General features: G+C 56.3%; 17 protein-coding genes. 13 read left to right on the forward strand and 4 right to left on the reverse strand.

From position 1 onward, the window contains the following. The first annotated feature begins 61 nt into the window (after positions 1 to 61). From ACQE3E_RS14055 to ACQE3E_RS14065, 3 genes are read left to right on the forward strand one after another with little or no spacing between them, the layout of a single operon-like run. On the forward strand, positions 62 to 5,167 hold the full coding sequence (locus ACQE3E_RS14055; RefSeq protein WP_427500672.1) for an AAA family ATPase: 5,106 nt from the start codon (positions 62 to 64) through the stop codon (positions 5,165 to 5,167). 13 nt (positions 5,168 to 5,180) lie between these two features. Further along, the gene (locus ACQE3E_RS14060) at positions 5,181 to 5,882 is read left to right on the forward strand and encodes a response regulator (RefSeq protein ID WP_313729989.1); all 702 of its coding nucleotides are present in this window, start codon (positions 5,181 to 5,183) and stop codon (positions 5,880 to 5,882) included. Between the two features lie 20 nt (positions 5,883 to 5,902). Continuing rightward, positions 5,903 to 8,290 (forward strand): sensor domain-containing protein, encoded by a 2,388-nt coding sequence (locus ACQE3E_RS14065; RefSeq protein ID WP_427500673.1) that lies wholly within the window; start codon positions 5,903 to 5,905, stop codon positions 8,288 to 8,290. A gap of 92 nt (positions 8,291 to 8,382) precedes the next feature. On the opposite strand, the gene ACQE3E_RS14070 is transcribed toward ACQE3E_RS14065, so the two are convergent. Continuing rightward, positions 8,383 to 9,144: a hypothetical protein gene (locus ACQE3E_RS14070; RefSeq protein ID WP_427500674.1), complete on the reverse strand. Its 762-nt coding sequence runs from the start codon at positions 9,142 to 9,144 to the stop codon at positions 8,383 to 8,385. Positions 9,145 to 9,369: 225 nt separating this feature from the next. Between ACQE3E_RS14070 and ACQE3E_RS14075 the strand changes: the two genes are divergently transcribed. The 4 genes from ACQE3E_RS14075 to ACQE3E_RS14090 all read left to right on the forward strand — a co-directional run bounded on the left by ACQE3E_RS14075 (position 9,370) and on the right by ACQE3E_RS14090 (position 15,567). Beyond that, positions 9,370 to 9,885 (forward strand): RNA polymerase sigma factor, encoded by a 516-nt coding sequence (locus ACQE3E_RS14075; protein WP_168029498.1) that lies wholly within the window; start codon positions 9,370 to 9,372, stop codon positions 9,883 to 9,885. Then, positions 9,882 to 10,925: a FecR family protein gene (locus ACQE3E_RS14080; protein ID WP_313729985.1), complete on the forward strand. Its 1,044-nt coding sequence runs from the start codon at positions 9,882 to 9,884 to the stop codon at positions 10,923 to 10,925. Before ACQE3E_RS14075 ends, ACQE3E_RS14080 begins: the two co-directional genes overlap by 4 nt. 177 nt (positions 10,926 to 11,102) lie before the next feature. After that, positions 11,103 to 13,538 carry a TonB-dependent siderophore receptor gene (locus ACQE3E_RS14085; RefSeq protein WP_427500675.1) on the forward strand — a complete coding sequence of 812 codons (2,436 nt, stop codon included), beginning with the start codon at positions 11,103 to 11,105 and terminating at the stop codon, positions 13,536 to 13,538. 721 nt (positions 13,539 to 14,259) lie between these two features. Continuing rightward, positions 14,260 to 15,567, forward strand: a complete 1,308-nt coding sequence (locus ACQE3E_RS14090) for an ankyrin repeat domain-containing protein (RefSeq protein ID WP_313729982.1) — start codon at positions 14,260 to 14,262, stop codon at positions 15,565 to 15,567. 126 nt (positions 15,568 to 15,693) lie between these two features. Here ACQE3E_RS14090 and ACQE3E_RS14095 read toward each other — a convergent pair whose 3' ends face one another. Next, entirely contained in the window at positions 15,694 to 16,230 is a 537-nt protein-coding gene (locus ACQE3E_RS14095; protein WP_313729981.1) for an REP-associated tyrosine transposase, read from the reverse strand. Between the two features lie 2 nt (positions 16,231 to 16,232). Here ACQE3E_RS14095 and ACQE3E_RS14100 point away from each other — a divergent pair, with 2 nt between their 5' ends. The 4 genes from ACQE3E_RS14100 to ACQE3E_RS14115 are packed head-to-tail and all read left to right on the forward strand — an operon-like array spanning position 16,233 to position 18,540. Beyond that, positions 16,233 to 16,478 (forward strand): hydrogenase expression/formation C-terminal domain-containing protein, encoded by a 246-nt coding sequence (locus ACQE3E_RS14100; RefSeq protein WP_313729980.1) that lies wholly within the window; start codon positions 16,233 to 16,235, stop codon positions 16,476 to 16,478. After that, positions 16,475 to 17,452, forward strand: coding sequence for a TatD family hydrolase (locus tag ACQE3E_RS14105; protein ID WP_427500676.1), 978 nt, complete (start codon positions 16,475 to 16,477; stop codon positions 17,450 to 17,452). The genes ACQE3E_RS14100 and ACQE3E_RS14105 overlap by 4 nt, the downstream gene beginning before the upstream one ends. Then, entirely contained in the window at positions 17,449 to 18,186 is a 738-nt protein-coding gene (locus tag ACQE3E_RS14110; RefSeq protein ID WP_064025644.1) for a tRNA threonylcarbamoyladenosine dehydratase, read from the forward strand. Before ACQE3E_RS14105 ends, ACQE3E_RS14110 begins: the two co-directional genes overlap by 4 nt. Positions 18,187 to 18,207: 21 nt before the next feature. Continuing rightward, positions 18,208 to 18,540, forward strand: a complete 333-nt coding sequence (locus ACQE3E_RS14115; RefSeq protein WP_168029512.1) for a hypothetical protein — start codon at positions 18,208 to 18,210, stop codon at positions 18,538 to 18,540. Positions 18,541 to 18,553: 13 nt separating this feature from the next. Here the strand turns inward: ACQE3E_RS14115 and ACQE3E_RS14120 are convergent, their stop codons facing one another. Then, positions 18,554 to 18,868 carry a hypothetical protein gene (locus ACQE3E_RS14120; protein WP_427500677.1) on the reverse strand — a complete coding sequence of 105 codons (315 nt, stop codon included), beginning with the start codon at positions 18,866 to 18,868 and terminating at the stop codon, positions 18,554 to 18,556. A gap of 184 nt (positions 18,869 to 19,052) precedes the next feature. On the opposite strand from ACQE3E_RS14120, the gene ACQE3E_RS14125 reads away from it, so the two are divergent. After that, positions 19,053 to 19,970 (forward strand): SAM-dependent methyltransferase, encoded by a 918-nt coding sequence (locus tag ACQE3E_RS14125; RefSeq protein ID WP_427500678.1) that lies wholly within the window; start codon positions 19,053 to 19,055, stop codon positions 19,968 to 19,970. A gap of 11 nt (positions 19,971 to 19,981) precedes the next feature. Then, positions 19,982 to 20,359 carry a hypothetical protein gene (locus ACQE3E_RS14130; protein WP_427500679.1) on the forward strand — a complete coding sequence of 126 codons (378 nt, stop codon included), beginning with the start codon at positions 19,982 to 19,984 and terminating at the stop codon, positions 20,357 to 20,359. 183 nt (positions 20,360 to 20,542) lie between these two features. On the opposite strand, the gene ilvA is transcribed toward ACQE3E_RS14130, so the two are convergent. Further along, the gene (gene ilvA, locus ACQE3E_RS14135) at positions 20,543 to 22,075 is read right to left on the reverse strand and encodes a threonine ammonia-lyase, biosynthetic (RefSeq protein WP_175463702.1); all 1,533 of its coding nucleotides are present in this window, start codon (positions 22,073 to 22,075) and stop codon (positions 20,543 to 20,545) included. Between the last annotated feature and the right edge of the window lie 3 nt (positions 22,076 to 22,078).

A 22,078-nucleotide genomic window follows, 5' to 3' on the forward strand; every position in this document is an offset into this window, starting at 1 on the left:
ATCCGAGACATTATAAGTTAAGCGCCGCGACTCGCTGCCGAAACCCATGATCGGATAGGCCATGAATGTCCACTCGAACCACCTTCCGCAACCGGACGCCTACGTACTGACAGAGAAACTCGGCGAAAGCTTGCAAGCTTCGGTCTACAAGGGTTACCACAAACACGTGCCCGAGTATCCGCTGGTCATCAAGTACCTGAAGTTGCTGTCGAGTTGGGAAGATCAATCCCGGCATTTGCGGCAAAAAATCGAACGTCTGAAGGTGTTGCACGACCCGCGCGTCAGCACGCCGCTGGCGCTGGAATCCGACGAGGGCGAACAATTCATCGTCCAACCGTGGTTCGCCGGCCAAACCTTGAGCGACTGGGTGCAATCTCAAGGATCGCCGGGTCTCGACAGTTTTTTCGCGCTGGCCTGTCCGCTCGCCGACATCCTGCAAACCGTTCACGACTGCGGCATTACTCACGGCGGCGTCAAGCCGCACAACATTCTGGTGCATGCGGGTACGCTGGGCTTGCGGCTGACCGATTTCATCACGCCGTTGGATATCCGCGATGTCAGTCATTTCATCTACGATCCGCAATTCGTTCGCCATACCTTGGCCTACACGTCGCCGGAACAAACCGGCCGCATCAACTACCGGGTCGATTTCGCCACCGATTTGTATTCGCTGGGCATCGTATTCTACGAATTGCTCGGTGGCCGGCCGCCGTTCGTCTCCGAAGACCCGTTGGAACTGATCCATTCCCATCTGGCGGAGGAAGCCGAGTACCTGCACGAACTCGACCCGAGCATACCGGAAACGCTGAGCGAGATCGTCGCTAAACTGACGGTCAAGCAACCGGAAAAACGTTACCAAAGCGCCGCCGGACTGCTGGCGGACCTCAGGCGTTGTCAGAGCGAATACGGCCGGGACGGCGTGGTGTCTAATTTCGCGATCGGCCGCCACGACCGTAGCCGCCGGGTGATATTCATCTCGAAAATGGTCGGACGGCAAACCGAATCCGAAACCATTCAACGCGAATACGACGAGGTGATGCGCGGTCGGTTTCGATCGGTACTGATTTCCGGCCTGTCGGGTATCGGCAAAACCCGGCTGATTCAGGAACTGCAAAAACCCTTGGTAAAGAATCGCGGCTACTTCACGTCCGGAAAGTTCGATCAATACCAGAAAAACATTCCCTACAGTTCGCTGATCCAGGCCTTGCGCAACCTGATCCGCACCTTCCTGACCGAGAGCGACGCTCAGGTACGACAGTGGCGGGCCAGGATTTTAGAAGCGGTTGAACACCAAGGCGGCGTCATCGCCGAGGTGGTGCCGGAACTGAACTTCATCATCGGACCGCAACCCGAGCCGCCGGCGTTACCGCCGGTCGAGGCCCGTCAACGCTTTAACAATCTGTTCGACCGATTTTTAGCCTGTCTGGCCAGCGAGGACAATCCGCTGGTGCTTTTCATTGACGACCTGCAATGGTGCGACAGCGCGACTTTCGATTTTTTACAAAACCTGTTTGCCAACCATCGCGATCACCCATTTCTATTGTTGCTCGGCGCCTATCGGCACAACGAAGTCGACGCCGGCCACCCATTGACGAAATTGATCCGCCGGGTCGGCGAAGCCGAGGGCCCGCTGACCGAAATTCGCCTCGGCGCGTTGAGCGAGCCGGACTGCCACGATATGGTGGCCTACATTCTAGATTCGTCTCTGGAAGCCACCGCCCTTCTCGCTCGATTCATCGCCGGACTGACCGAGGGCAACCCGTTATTCGTCAGTGAAAGTCTGGCCTGGCTATACAACGAAGGCCTACTCGGCATCGACGCCGATCGGCATTGGCTGTGGGACATGCAACGCATCCGCGACACGCGGATGCCTGCCAACGTGGTCGAGCTATTCAGCGCCAAGGTCCGCAAGCTGCCCGAGCGGACCTTGCGTATCCTCGATTATTGCGCCTGCCTGGGCAATCGTTTCAGTGCCGACGAAATCGCCAAGGTATTGGAATTGCGCATCGAACCGTTGTTCGAGGACCTGAAGCCGGTACTGAGTCTTGGATTAATGCTGGAAAACAAATCCGATCTGCAATTCGTCCACGACAGAGTACAAGAAGCGGTACTGCGTCAGGTCGATCCGGCCGCGCGCCGGGCGATTCATTGGCGCATCGGTCAGCGCCTGCTCGGTACAACCCCGGTCGGCACCGAACTGACGCACATGGATCATTTGTTCACCATCGCCGCGCACTTAAACCAGGGCAAACCCAGCTCGCCCGACGACCGCACCCGCTATTGGCTGGCGGAAATCAATTTTCACGCCGGCAATAAAGCGCTGGATGCGCTGGCCGGCGAAGCCGCCAACGAGTTCTTCGAAATGGCCCATCGTTATTTGCCGGGCGACTGCTGGACCCAGACCTACGAGCTGACCTTCCGAATTTACCAACGGCTGGCCAAAACCGACTTGATGCGGGGTCGTTACGATAGTTCGGAAGCCTTGCTCAACCAATTGATCGAACACGCGGTCAGCGATTTGGATAAGGCGGAAGCCCTGGCCGAACAGACGACCTCGCTATCCTCGTTCGGCAATTTTCAACAGGCGATTGCAACCGCCAACCGCGGCCTGGCGTATTTCGGCAAATCGCTGCCCGCCGATGCCGACGACGCTCGCCGTCAAATGGAAAGTTTGACGGCCGACATCGAAGCTCAAGGCGACGTCTGGAGCAAAATCGCCGCGATGCCGTTTACCAGGGAGCGCCGCAATAAAATCGAACTGGCCTTTTACGCCGAATTGATTCCGGATTTGTATATGTGCGGACTGGTGCCGCAACTCTACCTATCGGCCGCGCTGTCCACCCAGCATTGTTTGGGCGGCGGTATGGACGAGTCGGTGATCTACTCGTTTTCGATCATGGGATTGAATCTGGGCGAGCAAGGTCGCTTCGAGCAAGCCTTCCGTTACGAAGATCTGGCGCGCGACCTGTGCGCCAAATATCCGAACACCTTCGGCGCCACCCGCGGCATGAACGGCATCGTCTGGTGCAATATGCACAGCCGTTCGCACCCGGCCGACATCGTCGACTACGCTCATCAAGCCATACAATGCGGTCGCAATTGCGGAGACTTGTACAACGCCGGGCTATCCTACGGTCCGCTGATGTGGAACTTGCAAGCCCAAGGCAAGAATCTGCGCTGGATAGAGGAAGCCGCCGAGGAATGCCTGCAATTCTCCCGCAAGAATCAACTGGCGTTCTCGGTCGGCTTGGCGGAAGCCGTTCTGGCGGGGTGGATCGCGCCGATGAAAGGCGGCAAGCCGATTGATATGACCGCCACGCTGGCGGATTGGGACACCCATCGTTACGTCGCGGCCTCCGGCAGCTATTATGCGTTGCTCGGCTTCGCCCGTTATTTTCTCGGGGATTATGCCGGCGCGGCCCAGGCCTTGGACCAAGTGGAGCGCCACTTACACGGCTTGACCGATAACGTGCTGAAACGCTTGTGGTATGTCTACCGACTGTTGAACCGTTTACGGCAAGCCGACGCGCCGCCCTGGTTGGAACTGGAAACCGAAATCGCGCCGGTATTGGCACAGTTGGAAACTTGGGCCGGTCTGGGGCCGCTGTTGCAACCCTATCTGAGTTTTGCCAAGGCCGAAATTGCCCGGTTTCGCGGCGATGTCCGCGAGGCACGCAATCGGTATCTGGATGCTGCCGCCGACTGCTTCCGCCAGCAATACGGGCTGTTGGCCGGCCATGTCTACGAAGCATTGGCCGATTTGATCGCCGAACACGACTTAGGCGATGCCGAACTCTATTACGGCGAGGCTCGCCGTCACTACCGGCTGTGCCGGGCCGATCTTAAAAACCAACAACTACAGGAGCGGCACCGCTACGTTCCACCGGAAACGGGCGCCAGGATTGTCAAATCCGAATCGCCGAATTCAAAACTCCCTAACCTGGATATCGGCTACTTGATGAAATCCGCGCTGGCGCTATCCGCCGAGATCGATTTACCGCTATTAATGCGCAAAATCATGACCGTCGTGCTCGAAAGCTCCGGCGCGCAGCACGGTTATCTGTTGATTCGCCAGCAGGACGAATGGGTAGTCGCCGCGGAGCAACATGTCGGTAAGAAGCGCGCGCCGCGCCAGGAGTACGCGCCCTTACACAAAGTGCGCGGCATCTGCCGGGCCGTCGTCAATTACGTGACTCGCACTCACGAAAAAGTCGTGTTGCGCGACGCCGGCAGCGAAGGCGAGTTTCAAACCGCGCCGGAGGTCGTCGCGCTGGGCTTGCGCTCCGTGTTGTGCTTGCCGGTCGTCAAACAAAACGAACTCGGCGCGGTGCTGTATCTGGAGAACCGCTTGGCCGACGGTGTGTTCACGTCGGAAAAAATCGCGATGACCGAATTACTGACCGCGCAAGCCGCCATCTCGCTGGAAAACGCCCGACTGGTCGAGCAAACTCGCCATGCCTACCACCAATTGCAAGATAATCAGGACCATATGCTGCAAATGGAAAAACTGTCCGCGCTCGGCACCCTGGTCGGCGGCGTGGCCCACGAAATCAATAATCCGTTGATGGGCGTGATGAACTTCGTCGAATACGTGGCGGAACGTTGCGAAGACGCCAAGTCCCGCGAAGTGCTCGGGCAAGCTTTGCAACAAATTCAGCGGATCAAGGCCATCGTTTCCAACATGCTGATTTTCTTGCACAACCGTTCGGCGCAAACCGGGAGTTGCTCGCTTGCTGAAGTGTTGCAGCAAACGCTAATGCTGCTGGAAGGCGAACTGCGCAAATTCGCGATCGCGGTGCATGTCGACTCGCCGGCCGACCTTCCGCCGATCGCTTGCACCGCCGAAACGCTACAGCAAATTTTGGTGAATTTGTTGATCAATGCGCGCGACGCACTCGCCGGCAGCGAGCATCCGCGCATCGATATCCAAGCGCGTAGCGCGGAAAAGATGTTAGAGTTGACGATAACCGATAACGGCTCCGGTATCGCCGACGAAGTGCAAATCCGAATGTTCGACCCCTTTTTTACGACCAAGCCGCCGGGCCAGGGCACCGGCCTCGGCTTGTCGGTAACGCGGCGGCTGATCCAGGACATCGGAGGCACTATCAGCGTCGAGAGCCGCTCTGGTGAAGGCTGTTGCATGCGGTTAAAATTTCCTCACTTTTAACGCGGGACTAGCGATGGTGAACAATATTTTAGTAATAGACGACGACCCTGCGGTACGGGGCGCCTTCAAATTGATCCTGGAAGACGAAGGCTACAACGTACGCGAGGCCGAATGCGGAGAAGACGGTATCGCGATGGCGCAAAGCCTGCGCCCGGACTTAATCTTTCTGGACTTGCGGATGCCCGGCATCGACGGCGTGGAAACGCTACGGCGCCTGAAGGGTATGGACGACAGTTTGAACATCTATCTGGTGACCGCTTTCGCCACCGAATTCATGGATCAACTCAAGGCCGCCCACGACGAAGGCCTGCAGTTCGAACTGGCCAGCAAACCGCTGTCGGCCTCGCAAATCAAGAACATCGCCCAGGTGGTCCGGATCGCCAAGGATCACGAAGCCCGCCGAGCTAACCACCATAAGCTGGTATTGACGCTGTACGTCGTGTCGCTGAATGCGGAAACCCGCCGCTTGGTCGAACAAATCAGCGCGGTGCTGACCGGTATCTACGAACCCGGCCATTGGGTGTTCGATGTCGTCGAAGTGCTAGGAATGCCGGAAAAAGCGCTGGAACAGGAGGTCTTCGCGACGCCGATGCTGGTCCGCGATTTGCCGAAACCGGTGTTGAAGTTGCTCGGCGACCTGTCGCGCATGTCGTCGGTGATGGCCGCGATTACTACCCAGACTCAAAGTACCGGCGCGCAAACCGTCATCGTCTAAAACCGCTTTTACCGGACCCCATGCCGCAAACCCTTAGCCAGCTCAACCTGATCCTGGACACCATCACCGACGGCGTGCTGGTCGTCGATCCGTCAGGCAAGGTCATCTACGCCAATCAGGCCGCCGAATCATTATTGGAACGGGGCGAGTTGGCCGGCCAGATGCTGGCGATTCCGGTCGCCGACAGTCATTTACATTTTCAGGACATTAATTTGATTAGGCCCAGCGGCCTGGCTTGGGCGGAAATGCGCTCTACGCCGTTAACCTGGGAAGGCAAACCCGGCTTCGTCATCGGCTTGCGCGACATTACCGCTCGCAAACAAGCCGAAATTGCGCTGCAAGAGAGCGAGCTGCTGTTCCACACTTTGGCCAAGGTCGCGCCGGTCGGGATTTTCCGTACCGATCGGACCGGCGCCTTTGACTATGTGAATACTCGCTGGTGCGAGATTTCCGGTCTGTCCTTCAGCCATTCCCACGGCGACGCCTGGATCGACGGCCTACACGACGAAGACCGCGCCGAGGTCGCCGCCGCCTGGCGAGCATGCGTCAGCCTGGCCGAACCGTTCTACCGACAATTCCGCTTCCAACTCGGCGACGGCGAGTCGCGTTGGGTGGTTTGCCGAGCCGAGCCGGAGCTTACCGATTCCGGCGACTTGTGCGGCTACGTCGGAACCGTCACCGATATATCCGAAATCAAGGCTAACGAAGACCGGCTAAGCCAAGCCGCCGCCGTGTTCGAAAGTACTCGGGAAGGTGTGATGATAACCAACGCCGACAAACAGATTCAGCTGGTCAACAAGGCTTTCAGCGACATCACCGGTTTCTCGCCGGAGCAGGTGATCGGCAAGACCCCGAAAATCATCGCCTCCGGCCACCACAACGTCGATTTTTATCGCGATATGTGGGCAACGCTGGCCAACACCGATCATTGGCAAGGCGAAATCTGGAATCGCCGTAAGAACGGCGAAGTGTTTCCCGAGTTGTTGAGCATCAGCGCGGTGCGCGACGGCCAAGGCGATGTCACCAATTACGTAGGCGTGTTCGCGGATATTTCCAAACTGAAAGCATCCGAAAAGGAACTGGAATTTCTGGCCCACCACGATCCGCTGACCCAACTGCCTAACAGGATGCTATTCCTATCCCGGTTGCGTCACAGTATCGACCAAACCCGCCGCCGGCGCGGCGTGATGGCGGTATTGATGCTGGATCTTGACCGCTTCAAGGACGTCAACGACAGTTTCGGCCACCTGGCGGGTGACGATCTGTTGCAGTTGGTCGCGCAAAGGCTCACCGCCCGTTTGCGCAACAGCGATACGATATGCCGGCTGGGCGGCGATGAGTTCGTCGTGTTGCTCGAGGAAATCCCCCAACCGGAAGCGGCCGCCCAAGTAGCCTCGCAAATTATCGCGGCGCTAAGCCAAATCTGGCGCCTGAGCAGCGGTCACGAAGTCAGAATCGGCGTCAGTGTCGGCATCGCCCTGTTTCCCGAACACGGTCAGACCCCGGACGAACTGATTCAACAGGCCGATACGGCTTTGTATCAAGCCAAAAACGACGGTCGCAACTGTTTCAAATATTTCTCGGAAGATCTGACTCGCGCGGCCCGCGAACGGATGGACCTGGAAATCCGCCTACGCCTCGCCATCGAGCGCCGCGAGTTGCGCGTGTATTTTCAACCGCAAATCGACATCGCCAGCGGCCATTTGGTCGGCGCGGAAGCCCTGCTGCGTTGGGAAACCGATACCGGAGAAATTATCTCGCCGTCGCGTTTCATACCGATCGCCGAGGAAACCGGATTGATCGTGCCCATCGGCAACTGGGTGTTGCAAGAGGTTTGCCGACAAGGCCGGCGCTGGCTGAACCGGGGGCTGGCGCCGATAAAGTTGGCGGTGAATTTATCGTCTCAACAATTTCTGCATAGCGACATCGGCGAAGCGATAGGCAACATTCTGCGGGAGACCGGATTTCCGCCGGAACATCTGGAGTTGGAGCTGACCGAGAGCGTGCTGATGAAACGGGAAAGGGAAGCGATCGAGATCCTACAACAGTTGCACGAACTAGGGCTCGGCTTGTCCATCGACGATTTCGGCACCGGCTATTCGTCGCTGGCCTATCTGAAACTGTTTCCGCTGGACGTCATTAAGATCGACAAGAGTTTTATCGAGGACATTCCGGACCAAGCCGATGATATGGAAATTACCGCAACCATCATCGCGATGGCAAAGACGCTAAAAATGCGGGTCATCGCGGAAGGCGTCGAAACTGCGGAGCAATTGAATTTTTTGCGCAGCCGCGATTGCGATCAGTATCAGGGCTATCTAACCAGCCGACCGCTACCTATCGCCGAATTCGAAAAATTCAGACGCGACTATCGCCCCCGTCCGGTCGAGCCCACCTATATCGATTAGAACCGCTATTCCCCGGTCCGACTTGCTTATATCTAACCGCAAAACCGCCGCGAGATCATCGGCGGCGGTTTTGCAGGACACTTCAATACAGCTTAAACGCGCCGACGCAGATACGTCGCAAGACCGGCGATGGCGCTGCCGAACATCCAAACCGCGCCGGGTACGGGTACCGGCGAAGTACCGCATTCCTCGTCGACGCTACTCACGCACACGTTCAACGAACCGGTATTGTCACCGAAAATATCGTCGTTCAGCCCAAATTGCACATAGGTCGCGCCAACCGGCAATTCGAAGCTGATGCCGTATACAAAGCCCTGACCGCTATCCAATTTAATCACGCTGCCCACGCTCAACAATTGCACGATATTGCCGCCGTCGTCGGTCAATGCACCGACCAGGGATTGCAAGAACAGACCGTAGGGCGCCGGATCGTCGGGATCCTGATTTTTCCCCCATTCGCTTTCGTAATAATAGCTAGGTAACACCTGGCCGCTGGAGCCCAACTCGTCGTCCTTGAATACGCTGCCTACATGGCCGTTATAATTAACGTTCGGCACATCGCCGAACGCGTTGGTTAGACCGTCAAGGTAGGTAATGTAAATTGAATCGCCCGCGCCGATGCCAATATCGGCCAGCTTCAACCGGGCCGGAGGCGTGTAATCCGGAATCGCATCGCTACCGTCCGCGCCGAGACCGTAAGCGTAATCGCCGTTCAAGCCGCCAAGTTCCCAATTCCAAGGACCGGCGGTGCCGGCAACGTTAACGATTTGATGTGCCGCATCCGCGGTCAGCGACATCAAGCCTAGCGTCGCCCCCAATATTGCTTTGTGTATTCCGCCAAACTTAAATTGCATAAAAATCTCCGAATATCCCATCAATGAAACCGTCCGCCACTGCGACCAAGTTTTGTTAAGCAGAAAATACGCCAACTATTTTTTGAAAATAATTTCAATACTTTAATATCCAAACCACATCGCCTTACCTGACACTGTAAAAACCGCCGACACTTTACGGCAACACTTGTGGTATCGTCGGCGCCCACTATCGACCAACGACCTTTCCCGCCACCGTACAGCCGCATGAGCCAATCCGCCAGTCTTCCGCTATTGTGGACCGAGGCCTTCGCGCTTGAACTTCAGACCTTTTTCGCCAATCGCTTGAAATGTCCGGAGGCGGCGGCCGATCTGACGCACGAAACCTATTTGCGCCTGCACCAGAGCATGACTCGGGCACCGGCGGACAATGCCAGGGCGCTGGCATTTAGAATAGCCGTGAATCTGGCAATCGACTACCAGCGCCGGTTGAATGTTCGAAATCAGCATCTCGCCGACTCCGACAGCGATACCTATGCCGATACCGTAGCCGACCCGGCTGGTAACGAGCCTTCGAAGATCTTGATTTCGAGAGAACGTTACGCCGCGCTGCAAGCCGCGCTGGCGGAGCTACCCGCCGATTGCCGCACCGCCTTTCTGTTAAACCGGGTCGAGGACTTGAGTTACCTGGAAATTGCTCAGCGGATGGGCATTTCGCGCAGCAAGGTCGGCCGCCTGCTGGAACAAGCCCTAGCCCACTGCACGCGGAAACTGGAACCATGACCACCGTACCGCAAGCCGCGCCTGGCCCCGATTCCGACGGTTTAACCGCCGCCAAGCAACAAGCCGTCCATTGGCTGATCCGCTTGAATGCCGGCGATTTGAGCGAGCAGGAAACACAGGCTTTCGCCGATTGGTTATCTCAGGATTACCGACACTCGGAAGCGCTCGCCGCCGTCGAACAAGTCTTTCAAGATATGACGACGGTAGCCACGCTGGAAACTCGCGCCGCACCGGCACTATCGATCCCGCGTGACGCCCCCGGCGCCGAGCTCGTCGCGTTTGGCCGGCACCGGCTCGGCGGCTGGTCAAACACCATATTTGCGGTAAAACGTTTGGCGATCGCGGCGGCCCTACTGCTGGCGGTATCGGCTGTCTCACCGCTAGGCAGCCGTTGGCTGGACAGCTGTCGTAGCGACTATCGCACCGCCACCGGCGAACAGCGCGAGATCGAACTGGTCGACGGCAGTCGACTGCTGATGAACACAGACACCGCTGTTTCGGTCGACGCCGACGCCACGGTCAGACGACTCAAACTGTATCGCGGTCAAGCCCGTTTCTGGGTTGCCGCCGATCGAAACCGGCCCTTCGAAGTGCAAGCCGGCGATCTTACCGTCCGCGCCTTAGGCACGATCTTCGAGGTCTACGTCAGCCAAAGCGGCGAGACGCGCATCCTCGTGCAGGAACACGCGGTGGCGGTGAGCGCTGGTGCCAGCGACCGCCGCGAAGTGGGCGAAGGCCAACAACTCGACTATCGGCCCGGCCAAGCGCTGGCAGCCGCGGAACCGGCCGATCTCGATCAAGCCACGGCCTGGCAGCAGGGGCAACTAACCATCAACGACCGGCCTTTAGCCGAGCTGATTGCGGATTTGGAACGCTACCGCTCCGGGCGCATTCTGCTCGCCGGTGCCGACTTAGCAAAATTGCGCGTGACTGGCGTATTTCCGTTACGCGAGCCGGATCGGATTTTATCCGCCGTTCGCACCATTCTTCATTTACGGCAAACCGACTTAGGACCTTGGCTGACGATCCTGCACCACTGATGCTACCACCCGGGTTGCAATGGCGATTCCCCAGGCCAGCCGCCATCGCCAAGCGTCGCTGAATACCGGCGTAACCGCTGATCGATGCATTCACATCCGCTCGCGCCAACTTTTTTGAGACGATTTTTTTAGTCGTGCGTTTTGTATAGGGAGATTCATACCACTACTGGAGAGAACGTGACAGCAAATCACTCGAAACGCCGCCGAAACCACAACGTCATGCTGAATTGCGCCACGGCGTTGTTGGCCGCTTTTGTCGGAGGCTCGTATAGCATCGACTCCGCACGCGCCGAAGCACTACCGCGCACTTACCACATTCCCGCTCAATCGTTAAACAACGCGCTGATGAAATTCGCCAGCGAATCCAGTCTGACAATCCTGTTTACCGCCGACCAAGTCCGCGGCCTGAGCAGCGAAGCGATCGAAGGCCAAATGACGCCGCAACAGGCTTTGGAACGTCTATTGCGCGGCAGCGGCTACCGCTTCCGCTTCATCGACCAAAACACGGTGACGTTGGATAAAACCGCCGAGACACCCACCACGCCTGCCCCCGACACGTTGCCGCCGGTTTCTGTTATCGGGAAAGCGGTCTACGACGCGACGGCCCCATTCAACCCAGACTACAAGTTGCCGAATGCGTCGACGGCCACCAAAACCGATACGCCAATCATGGAAACGCCGTTTTCGGTACAAGTGGTGTCCAAGCAAGTATTGCAGGACCGCCAAGCCGTGCGTCTGGAGAAAGCCCTGGAATACGTCAGCGGGGTGGTGCAAGGCGGATTCAACCAGCAGACTTCGGACGGTTTCATGGTTCGCGGCTTTCAAACCACCAATTATTATCGGGATGGCACGTTGATGCCGATCAGCTTTGCTCTGGCCTCCACCAAACGCGAAACCGCCAATCTAGAAAGCGTCGAGGTTCTTAAAGGCCCCGGCTCGCTACTTTACGGTAGAGCGGAGCCGGGCGGCGTGATTAATATCGTCACCAAACAACCGCTAACCACCCCTTATTATTCGATGCAACAACAAGTTGGCTCGTATGCGTTTTATCGGACAACGGTCGATGCCACCGGACCGCTATCCAGCGACGATAGCTTGCTTTATCGAGCAAATTTATCGTACGAGAACTCCGGATCGAATCGGGACTTTGTCAATACCGATAAAGTCTTTTTCGCACCGGTCTTAAAATGGAATATCAGCCCAAGAACCCAAGCATCGTTCGAACTCGAATACCAACACTTCAACACGATTCAAGATATTGGCATTCCGCCTATCGGCAATCGGCCCGCGCAAGTCGCCAGGAATCGGAATCTAGCCGACCCCTTCAACAGCCAATGGAACGGCGACAGTCTATTGCTGGGCGTCAATTGGTCGCACGAATTTAACGACCGCTGGAAAATCGTCAATAAATTCCTGACGCAGCGCGTCGACATCGACAACGCCTACACTAGCTTCGCGACCTTCGAGCCGGTATTGTCGGACGGCAACTTCAATCTCAAAACCATTAGTTTTCCGAAGCAGCGCAACGAAAACTATTTCACCACCGTGAATCTGCTCGGCAAAATCGAACATGCCCAGCTAACGCACGACGTATTGTTCGGTTTCGACTATATGAACGTCCGGTACATGGCCAACATCAATAATTCCTCGGCATTGTGGCCCAACAATCTGTTTAACCCGGTGTATCAAACGTCGACGCCGGCATTCGATCCGGCGGCGCAGTTTACCTATTCGCAAACTCAATCCTGGTATGGCCTATATTTTCAGGACCAGATTACGTTGCCGGGCGGCTGGCACTTGATGGGCGGCTTGCGTTACGACAACGCCAACTTGCGCGACAACGTCTCGGGTTTGGATTCGCCGGGCGAAGACCGCGTCAATCCTCGCGGTGGGGTTTTATGGCAACCCATGCCCTGGCTGTCTTTGTACGGCAGCTACACCGAGAATTTCGGGGTATCCAATAGCTCGTTCAATGCCGACGGCCATAATTTGCCGCCGCAAACCGGACAACAGTGGGAGACCGGCGTAAAAACCGAATTGCTCGACGGCAAATTGCGCTCCACCCTGTCCTACTTCGACCTGAAACAGCAAAACTTGCCGACGTCCATTCCCGGAAGCTTTTACTACCGCGCGTTAGGAGGCGCGGAAACCCGCGGCATCGAATTCGACAGTACCGGTGAAATCCTGCCCGGTTGGAACCTGATCGCGTCTTATACCTATATGCCGTTCGCGAAAATCACCAAGGACGTTGACAGCGACGGCAATATCGGCAATCAGGGCCACCGTTTGTTCGCTGCCCCGGAACACGTTGGCAGCGTTTGGAACACCTACGAGTTTCAACAGGGCCAATTGCAAGGATTCAAATTAGGCGCGGGCCTGGTGGCCGTGGATCAAAGACAAGGCAACCCGGAGAATACCTATCAAGTACCCGGCTACGTTACTCTGAATCTGATGACCGGCTACCAAACCAGAATTGGCGGATCAAAAGTCACCGCGCAATTGAACGCCGACAATATACTGAATAAAACGTACTTCGTCGGCACCAACAGCGCCAATCAAATCCAATTCGGTGCGCCACTCAGCCTAATGGGCTCGGTCCGCGTCGACTTTTAAAGACTCTGGACGTCGTTCGGACTCGCGTTGGCGTTTAATCGGGGAGCCTAGTTGGTCCCTAACGGCAACCGGAAACTTCAACGAACGCTGCCGCCTAGTCGTCCGGCGGCGTTCGGCGTTTTTCCGAGACTTGGACGGATATTTTAGACATGCGGCGCCGGACGCTGCTTACAACCACGGGGTCGATACGGATCGATTTTACAATCGGCGACAACATCCGGACTTAGAGCTAGCTGGCGGTGGTGCGGTAAAACATCGATGGGCGAAACGGCCCCCGCCGGAACTAGGCTCGAACGAAAAGATTTTCTGCTCGAAGCACTATCGCAACCCTAAAACACCCCCGAATATAGGCCCGCATCCGCTTTTGGCGAGGATTTTCGTAGGGGCTCCCAGCCTCTTCCGAAAACGAGCGGCATACCCGAAAAGCGGGGCAGGCTCTCCCTGCCGCTCCCCTGCGGGCTGCTCACTCGATACATCCATGTATCTCGCCTCCGGGTGCTACGCATGCAAATCGGCCATCCTGCCGATTTGTCTCACCAAAAGCTGCGATGCTCGGGGCGGGATAACGGGAATAGTCCACTCCAACGATTATTGTGTATCGCAAAGCTTTTTTGGTAGGCTGGGTTGGGATGCTAGTGTAAACCCAGTTTTAGCCTATATTGCTGGGTATCGCTTTGCTCTATCCAGCCTACTAACTGCCACAAACGTTTTGGAGTGTTTGATGTATCGAATAGTGTTGCTGTCATTTTTTTTGCTTCCCGGTTGTCAAACGAATGTCAGACCAGGCTCCGCTTGCCAATCCATAATTGAAATTGCCGATGCCGGAAAAATCCAATCTGCGGTGTTACAGGATGACCTTTCCTCGCGTGAATCATTTCCGGCAATACTGAAAACAGCAATTTATACCGTTAAAGAAGATCTTAATGGCGACGGCTTCGAAGAGATATTTGGTTCGTTTCAAGTCGATGCGTCTATCAAAGGGTTAGTTGCTGGAATCAACTCGGATTATGAATTGGCGCTGATAAATCCGGGCCGTGAGCAAGGGGATGAAATAAAGGTTAGTGTAGCGCAAGACTTCATCAATCCGATTACGACTGATTCATATGAGAAGAGAGTGATTAAAGTTGATGGCGTACCTTACATCGTTGTATTGAATGCAGGTTACCGAGGACGCCACGCTTTTGTCACTGACGAGAATTCTCCTAGGGCTATTTGGCGGGTAACGCGTGATTTCCAACTGGCTGTGGAATGTGAAATTGCGCAATTTAAAGATGAGAACGGAAAAGAACATCATCGTGTTCTGAAAGATGACGAACGCATTCTTCGGGAAGCCAAAGAAATGCGAACACCTGATAGTAATCCGTGGTATTTGATTAGTCGATTGCCCGGACTCACTGCTTTTGAAGCGGTGCTTGCCGCTGGTTGGGATATAAATTCATCTGGGAATGGCAGAACAACTCCGTTATGGGTGGCTATTTATGAAAAGCGATTAGATTTGGTCAAAGCGCTCTTGTTAGCGGGTGCTTTGCCAAATGTCTATCCGGAAGAGCCTGAAAAGGGGTTTGAATACCGATCGGTGACTCCTATTGAATATGCAATCACTTCTTCTGAAGATTCCTACGACTTGGCGAAGGTCCTCATCGAAACCGTGGGTAGTAAAAACGTAAAGGCTCAAAATGGTGACAGTGCATTATCTGAAGCAATTCTTTATGAAAGACCTGACATTATCGAGCTTTTATTTAATAACGGCGCAGAAGTCGACGACCAGTCTGTACATCATTGGTTGGAAACTGCCGAAAATGATTCGGCGGAGAAGGTGCTGCAGCTTTTGCTGGCGCATGGATTGGACTTAAACAAGAGTTACAGTTTTAAATTCCCTGTTTCCGGTATCAAACGGATTAATGAAAATACGTTGTCTGTAGGCCCTAACATTACATTTGCCGAAAAGCAATTGACCCCGCTTGAGTTTGCGAGATATATGGGTAATAAGCCAGCCGAGAAATTACTTATTCAGTCTGGAGCCAGATAATAAGTCATCCCTGGATGATCGGGGATACATCTTGTGTTCACCTGATTTACCTTTGAATTTCAGAACAGTTTTCTCCTCATTCCCACGCGCCGCGTGGGGATGCAGACTAACCGCGCCGCGGTCAGGTTAAAACCAATCCCGATAAATCGGCAATAAGCCCTCCATGCCGACATAGCTGCGCGCACTGAAATAGCGCCAATGTTCCGGCAAATCGACATAACCGCGTTTGACCGGGTTGAGATGAATGTAATCCAGTTTTTGCCGTAAGACTTCGGGATTATCGATCAACTGCGGATGGCTGCCTTCTTCCCACAATTGATAGTCCCGGTCGGTTTTATGTGCTTTGCGAAACCATTTGAGTTGGGCCAATAGCCGCTCGGCTTTGATTTCGTGTAAATAGTCGATCAATTGGCGGGCGGTGTAGGATTTGAAGTGGGCGATTTGATTGGCTAGATCGTCGGCTTGTATTAGCAGATGCATGTGATTTTCCAGTATCACGAAACCATAAATTCGCCAGCCGTTCTGTAGTTGGCGATAATGCAAGGCATCCAATACGATTTGCACGATGGCCGGCCGAGTGAATATGGGTATCCAGTTGAGCACGGTGCAGGTTATGAAGTGCGGATATTGAGGCTGGAGAATACGGTAGCGGCTGCGGCCCATCAGTGTCACCTGGTCGGATTCCTTATACCTATCTTACCGCCGGCGCGGTTAATCTGCGTTCCCACGCGGCGCGTGGGAACGAGAAAGGGCGAATACCCTATTGGTGGGTGCGTTATTTTAACTCGCGGGATACGTTAATCCTGAATACGCTGGAAGTCAGCGAGGTGCCGAACGTAGTTTGTGCGTCGGCGGAAGACATTGCCGACAGCCATCAGCGTTTGCAGGAAATTTTGCAGGTGTACTTGTGAGCGAAGGTTTCTTCGCCAGCGCTTATGGCGGCGATGCCTCGGGCTTGCCGGCCGAAGGCGATGCCGTTTTGGCAAGTACCGCCCGTCACCGCCTTTGCCGACTTGCCAGACTATTGGAGTTGCCCGCAATGCGGCGCGCCGAAAGCAGGATTTTTGCTTTTGGACGAACCTGTACCTGCCGAAGAGACGGCCGATCGCTCCGCGAGACCTTGGACTTCGACGATACGCTCTCGATTCGCGCGCTCGAACGACTTTGGTTACACTCCGCGGCATCCATTTCCAACCCTGGACTCACCGCCGCGCGTTTAATGTATACAGACCTGCACTGCCACTCCGCCCGGCCGGAAGTCCAACGTAGCCTAGTCAATATCGACTTGGCGGAGCTCAACACCAACGACATCGACGCCGTCGTCGCGGCGGCCGGGCGATCCCGCATCAGCGCCGGACTGCATCCCTGGCACTTGGTGGAGCACGGGCTGGCGGCGGCCTTCGACGCTTTGGAGCGGTTGTCGCCCCGTCTGGCCGCGGTCGGCGAATGCGGTTTGGATCGATGCGCCGCTACGCCTTACGAACTACAGCGGCGGACTTTTATCCGTCAGATCGAATGCGCCGAGCGCTGGGAAAAACCGTTGATCGTGCATTGCGTGCGAGCTTACGGCGATTTGCTGGTGCTGCGGCAAACGTTAAAACCCAAGCAAGTTTGGATCGTGCATGGCTTTACCGGCAAGCCGGGCTTGGCCGAGCAACTCGTCTGCGCCGGCTGCTATTTGAGTTTCGGCAAGGCCTTGCTGAACCCGCGCGCCTCGGCCAGAGACAGTTGGCGTACTACGCCGCTGGATCGGGTGTTCCTGGAAACCGACGTGGCCGACATCTCGATTGCGACAATCCATGCCGAAGCGGCTACAATTCGCGGCCTTGATTTAACCGCGCTGCAACGCCAACTCGTTGCCAATTTCGATAGAGTGTTTCGATGACCGACTTAAGCTGGCTGTCCCGTACCGAATTGCTGATCGGCAAGCCCAAACTCGACAAGCTGCAACAATCTCACGTGTTGGTGGTCGGCATGGGCGGGGTCGGCTCCTATGCGGCGGAATTCATCTGCCGGGCCGGCGTCGGCAAAATGACCATCGTCGACGGCGACGTCGTCGAAGCCAGCAACCGCAATCGGCAACTGCCGGCACTGGCGACCACCCACGGCCAGCCCAAGGCCGACGTGATGGGCGCCCGGCTGCTGGCGATCAATCCCGACCTCGACCTGACCATCAAATACGAATTCATCACGCCGGATACCGCCGCCACGCTGCTGGACGAATGCCACTACGACTACATCGTCGATGCGATCGACAGTTTGACGCCGAAAATTCATCTGATCCGAGCGGCCAAGGCGCGCAAGCTGAAAATCGTCTGTTCGATGGGCGCCGGCGGCAAACTCGATCCTACCCACTTGAAAGTCGTCGACATATCCAAGACGTACAACTGCCCGTTCGCCCAGTTCATTCGAATACGCTTACGCAAGCACGGCATTCATCGCGGCGTAAAAGTGGTATTTTCGCCGGAAGTGGTGAACAAGGATTCGTTGATGTTCACCGACGGCAGCAATTACAAGAAATCGGCCTACGGCACGATCTCCTATCTGCCGGCGGCTTTCGGCGGGGTTTGCGCGTCGGTGGTGATCCGCAATTTGATCCACGACCCGGCCCATCACTGACGCGAACCAACCGGAGCCACCATGTCAAAATCCACACCCAGTAACGGCCCACGCCAGATCAATCTGGTAAACAGCAAACGGCTGCAAGCCTTGCGCTCGGGATCGCCGGCCGCGGAATCCGGTCCATCGAATCGGAACGGCTCAACTCCGCCGCTTGCTGGCCCGGATGCCGCTAGCGCGCGCTTGCAACTGGAAGTCCGCCGCTGCCTGGCCGAGATCCTGCGGCAACTGCCGCCCGGCAAGCAGCGCAGCCTGTTCAAAATCCGTTACGGTGTCTATCCCGAGCAGCTGGAAAGTCTAGCACCCAACGAAGCGGCGCGGATTTTGGGCTTGCCCGTCGGCCAACGACGTTAACCCCACATCCCGGTTAGTCCGCCGCGTCGTCATCCGGTTGTTCGCGGCGCGCGAACTCGGCACGGCGGGCACGGCCCTCCGGACTATCATCGCGCCGGGACTGAAACTCGTCCATTAACGTCGATCCGCACACGCAATTTCTGAACACCGCGACGACCGCCTGATCGTCGTCGTCCAACATTTCCCGCAATCCGGTGTTACCGGCCGGTAAATCGACGGTTTGCGCCAGAAAGTCCTCGGCGCTGTTATAGACGCGCCCGCAAGTGCGGCAACTGCGCGGAAACGAGGCTTGGGCGGCGCGTAGCCCTTCGAATCGGTGATCGGTCATCGCGAAAACTCCAAATGCGCGGCCGGCTGGCCGAATCGAAAACCGGTGTGAAGCCAAACCGGCAACTGGCTTATAATGCTCGGCCAGGCGAGGTAAGGACAGCAATTTGTCGAATCCGCGCAGTATAAACCCAAGCAACGGCAACCGATCACCCGGCCCGACCTTTCCGGAACGCACCCGATTCATGTACACGATAGAACCCAACCAGGATTATCGCGACCAAAGCCTGCGCCAACACGGCGAGCTGTCGGCCTCGCAATTGCAAGCCGATGCCGCCCGGCATTACGACGACTGCTACCGCGACTACTTGTTCGCCTGGTGCAATCGCGACAATCTGGCCTTGCATTACGGCTATTGGAACAGCCACGCGCGTTACGACCAACATCAGGCTTTGTTAAACAAGAATCGGGTTTTATATGAAGCCGGCGGCCTGAACGCCAACCACCGGGTGTTGGATGCCGGCTGCGGCATCGGCGGCAGCAGCATCTGGATGGCGAAAAACCACGGCAATCGGGTAACCGGTATCACGATCAGCGCCAAGCAGGCCGAGTACGCCCGCCAACACGCCAAACGCCACGGCGTGGCCGATTTGGTGGACTTCCAGGTAGCGGATTTCTGCGCGACGCCGTTCGCGGACGCCAGTTTCGACGCGGTATGGGCGCTGGAGAGCTCGTGTCATGCGCTGAATAAAGGCGATTTTTTGCGGGAAGCCTGGCGGGTCTTAAAGCCCGGCGGCCGCTTGATCGTTTGCGACGGCTTTTTATTGCAGCGCGAATTCGACGAAGCCCAGTGGCAAGCCGTCGTGACTTGCTTGAACGGCTGGGCCGTACCCAACCTATGCTCCCGCGACGAAATTACCGAATTGGCCGGCCGCGAAGGCTTTCAAAACGTGGTTTGTCACGACATCACCGCGCAGACCGAACCGTCGGTAGAGCACATGTACCAAGTCGCCAAACGCCTGCAACCGGTTCAGAAAGTCAGTCAATGGTTGGGCCTGCGCAGCAAGGCGCAAACCGCGAACTATTTAGTCGGACTGGCGCAGTATCGACTGTTTCACGACAAACTCACCGAGTACTGTATTATTACCGCCCAAAAAGCCTGATCGAGAAATCAATGCCGTTTTCGCGCCCGTTATTTCTGTTCAACCTGCTGCCGGTTTGCCTATTGGCCGGCTGCGCGACCGTTCCCGCCGGCAGTCTTCACGACAATTTCGCCGATTACGCCGAGTCGGTGTTTCGCCATCAAAACGCGTTGATCAGCCGCTTAATGATGCTGAACGACAACGACGAGCTGAGCGATACCGACCTGCTGGATAAAGCCGAAGAGCGTATGCACGACGCCTGCCACTGGCTGAACGAATACGCGGAACGGGAGAGCGACGGCGACAGTATGAGCTGGCGCTTCAAAGCCAAGGTTCAGGACAGCATAGAACCTTGCGACCACCGCATTCAAGAACTGGAAACCCTGCTGGGTCAATACGACAAACCTTAAGTCACGACTTCCACCGAACCGGGCAGTACCAACATCGCCAGTCAATTCCGAATCGCTCGGCGGCACCCACCGCTCGACACGACGCCCGTGAGCGGGTCGAAGGCCTTACCCAAGAATCCATGACACCCAACGTAGGTTTCGAACGCCGCCCAGCGGTACTACCCTGACCGGCTTTGGAAAGAATTAATCCAACCAGGCTTCGCTGCCGCCCACGAATAAGCGATACGCCGGATTGGCGGTTTCCTCCCGATAAGCCAAACCCAACACGTCCAGACAATGTTGAAACGGTCCGCACTGGTTGTCGGCCAATTGCAGACCGATCAAAACCTTACCGAACGCCGCGCCGTGATTGCGGTAATGGAACAGACTGATATTCCACTGGCTGCCCAGGGCCATCAAAAACTTTAGCAAGGCACCGGGACGTTCCGGAAATTGCAAGCTATAAACCCGCTCGCGCAGCTCGCGGGGCGCGTGTCCGCCAACCATGTAGCGAATATGGTCCTTGGCCAGTTCGTTGCCGGTCATATCGGTGACCGGAAATCCGTCGTCGCGCAATTGCGCGATCAGTTGCTGGCGATCGGTTTCCGCGCCGCTGCTGCTGATCCCGACGAAGACCTGGGCCAGACGGCTGTCGAAATAGCGGTAATTGAATTCGGTGATCGAGCGCTTGCCGAGCATTTTGCAAAACTTCAGAAAGCTGCCCGGTACTTCCGGTATCGTCACCGCCAATAAAATTTCCCGGTGCTCGCCGACCTGGGTGCGCTCGGCGACATAGCGCAAACGGTCGAAATTGATATTGGCGCCACTATCGATCGCGATCAGGGTTTGCTGCGTCAAACCGTTCTGTTCGGCGTATTTTTTCAAACCGGCTACCGCCAGCGCGCCGGCCGGTTCGGCGACCGAACGGGTATCGTCGAAGATGTCCTTGATCGCCGAACAAATTTCGTCGGTGCTGACGGTCATCACTTGATCGACCGATTGCTTGGCGATTCGAAACGGCTCGGCGCCGATTTGCCTGACCGCCACGCCATCGGCAAACAATCCGACCTGATCCAAGACCACCCGCTCGCCGGCGATCAAGGCCTGATTCAGGCAGTCGGCGTCGTCGGGCTCGACCGCGATCACCTTGATATCCGGCCGCACGAATTTGACGTAGGCGGCGATCCCGGCCACCAATCCGCCGCCGCCGACCGGCACGAATATCGCGTGAATGTCGGCATTGTGTTGGCGCAGAATTTCCATCGCCACGGTGCCTTGGCCGGCGATCACGTCCGGATCGTCGTAGGGATGAATGAAGATCATGCCCTTCTCGGCCACCAATTCCATCGCATGCGCATAGGCTTCGTCGTAGGAATCGCCGTGCAACACAATCTTGGCGCCGCGCGCCTTCACCGATTTGATTTTGATTTCCGGGGTGGTCCTGGGCATCACGATCAATGCCTTGATGCCCAGTTTTTTGGCGGCCAGCGCCACACCTTGCGCATGGTTGCCGGCCGAGGCGGCAATCACGCCATGTTGAATCTGCTCGGCGGTCAGCGACGCGATTTTGTTATAGGCTCCGCGCAGCTTGAACGAGAATACCGGCTGCAAGTCTTCCCGCTTTAAATAAACCTTGTTATTGATCCGTTCCGACAAAGTCGGCGCAAAGTCCAACGGTGTCTCCTCGGCCACGTCGTAGACTTTTGCCCGCAATATTTTTTCGATGTAATTGTGCATTGA

It is taken from the genome of Methylomonas sp. MED-D, from assembly GCF_050276835.1.
GTDB lineage: Bacteria > Pseudomonadota > Gammaproteobacteria > Methylococcales > Methylomonadaceae > Methylomonas > Methylomonas koyamae_A.

Bases quoted from the DNA above. Each gene is read 5' to 3' on its own strand.
- ACQE3E_RS14055 (WP_427500672.1), top strand. From the start codon at position 62: ATGAATGTCCACTCGAACCACCTTCCGCAACCGGACGCCTACGTACTG.
- ACQE3E_RS14060 (WP_313729989.1), top strand. From the start codon at position 5,181: ATGGTGAACAATATTTTAGTAATAGACGACGACCCTGCGGTACGGGGC.
- ACQE3E_RS14065 (WP_427500673.1), top strand. From the start codon at position 5,903: ATGCCGCAAACCCTTAGCCAGCTCAACCTGATCCTGGACACCATCACC.
- ACQE3E_RS14070 (WP_427500674.1), bottom strand. From the start codon at position 9,144: ATGCAATTTAAGTTTGGCGGAATACACAAAGCAATATTGGGGGCGACG.
- ACQE3E_RS14075 (WP_168029498.1), top strand. From the start codon at position 9,370: ATGAGCCAATCCGCCAGTCTTCCGCTATTGTGGACCGAGGCCTTCGCG.
- ACQE3E_RS14080 (WP_313729985.1), top strand. From the start codon at position 9,882: ATGACCACCGTACCGCAAGCCGCGCCTGGCCCCGATTCCGACGGTTTA.
- ACQE3E_RS14090 (WP_313729982.1), top strand. From the start codon at position 14,260: ATGTATCGAATAGTGTTGCTGTCATTTTTTTTGCTTCCCGGTTGTCAA.
- ACQE3E_RS14095 (WP_313729981.1), bottom strand. From the start codon at position 16,230: ATGGGCCGCAGCCGCTACCGTATTCTCCAGCCTCAATATCCGCACTTC.
- ACQE3E_RS14110 (WP_064025644.1), top strand. From the start codon at position 17,449: ATGACCGACTTAAGCTGGCTGTCCCGTACCGAATTGCTGATCGGCAAG.
- ACQE3E_RS14115 (WP_168029512.1), top strand. From the start codon at position 18,208: ATGTCAAAATCCACACCCAGTAACGGCCCACGCCAGATCAATCTGGTA.
- ACQE3E_RS14120 (WP_427500677.1), bottom strand. From the start codon at position 18,868: ATGACCGATCACCGATTCGAAGGGCTACGCGCCGCCCAAGCCTCGTTT.
- ACQE3E_RS14125 (WP_427500678.1), top strand. From the start codon at position 19,053: ATGTACACGATAGAACCCAACCAGGATTATCGCGACCAAAGCCTGCGC.
- ACQE3E_RS14130 (WP_427500679.1), top strand. From the start codon at position 19,982: ATGCCGTTTTCGCGCCCGTTATTTCTGTTCAACCTGCTGCCGGTTTGC.
- ilvA (WP_175463702.1), bottom strand. From the start codon at position 22,075: ATGCACAATTACATCGAAAAAATATTGCGGGCAAAAGTCTACGACGTG.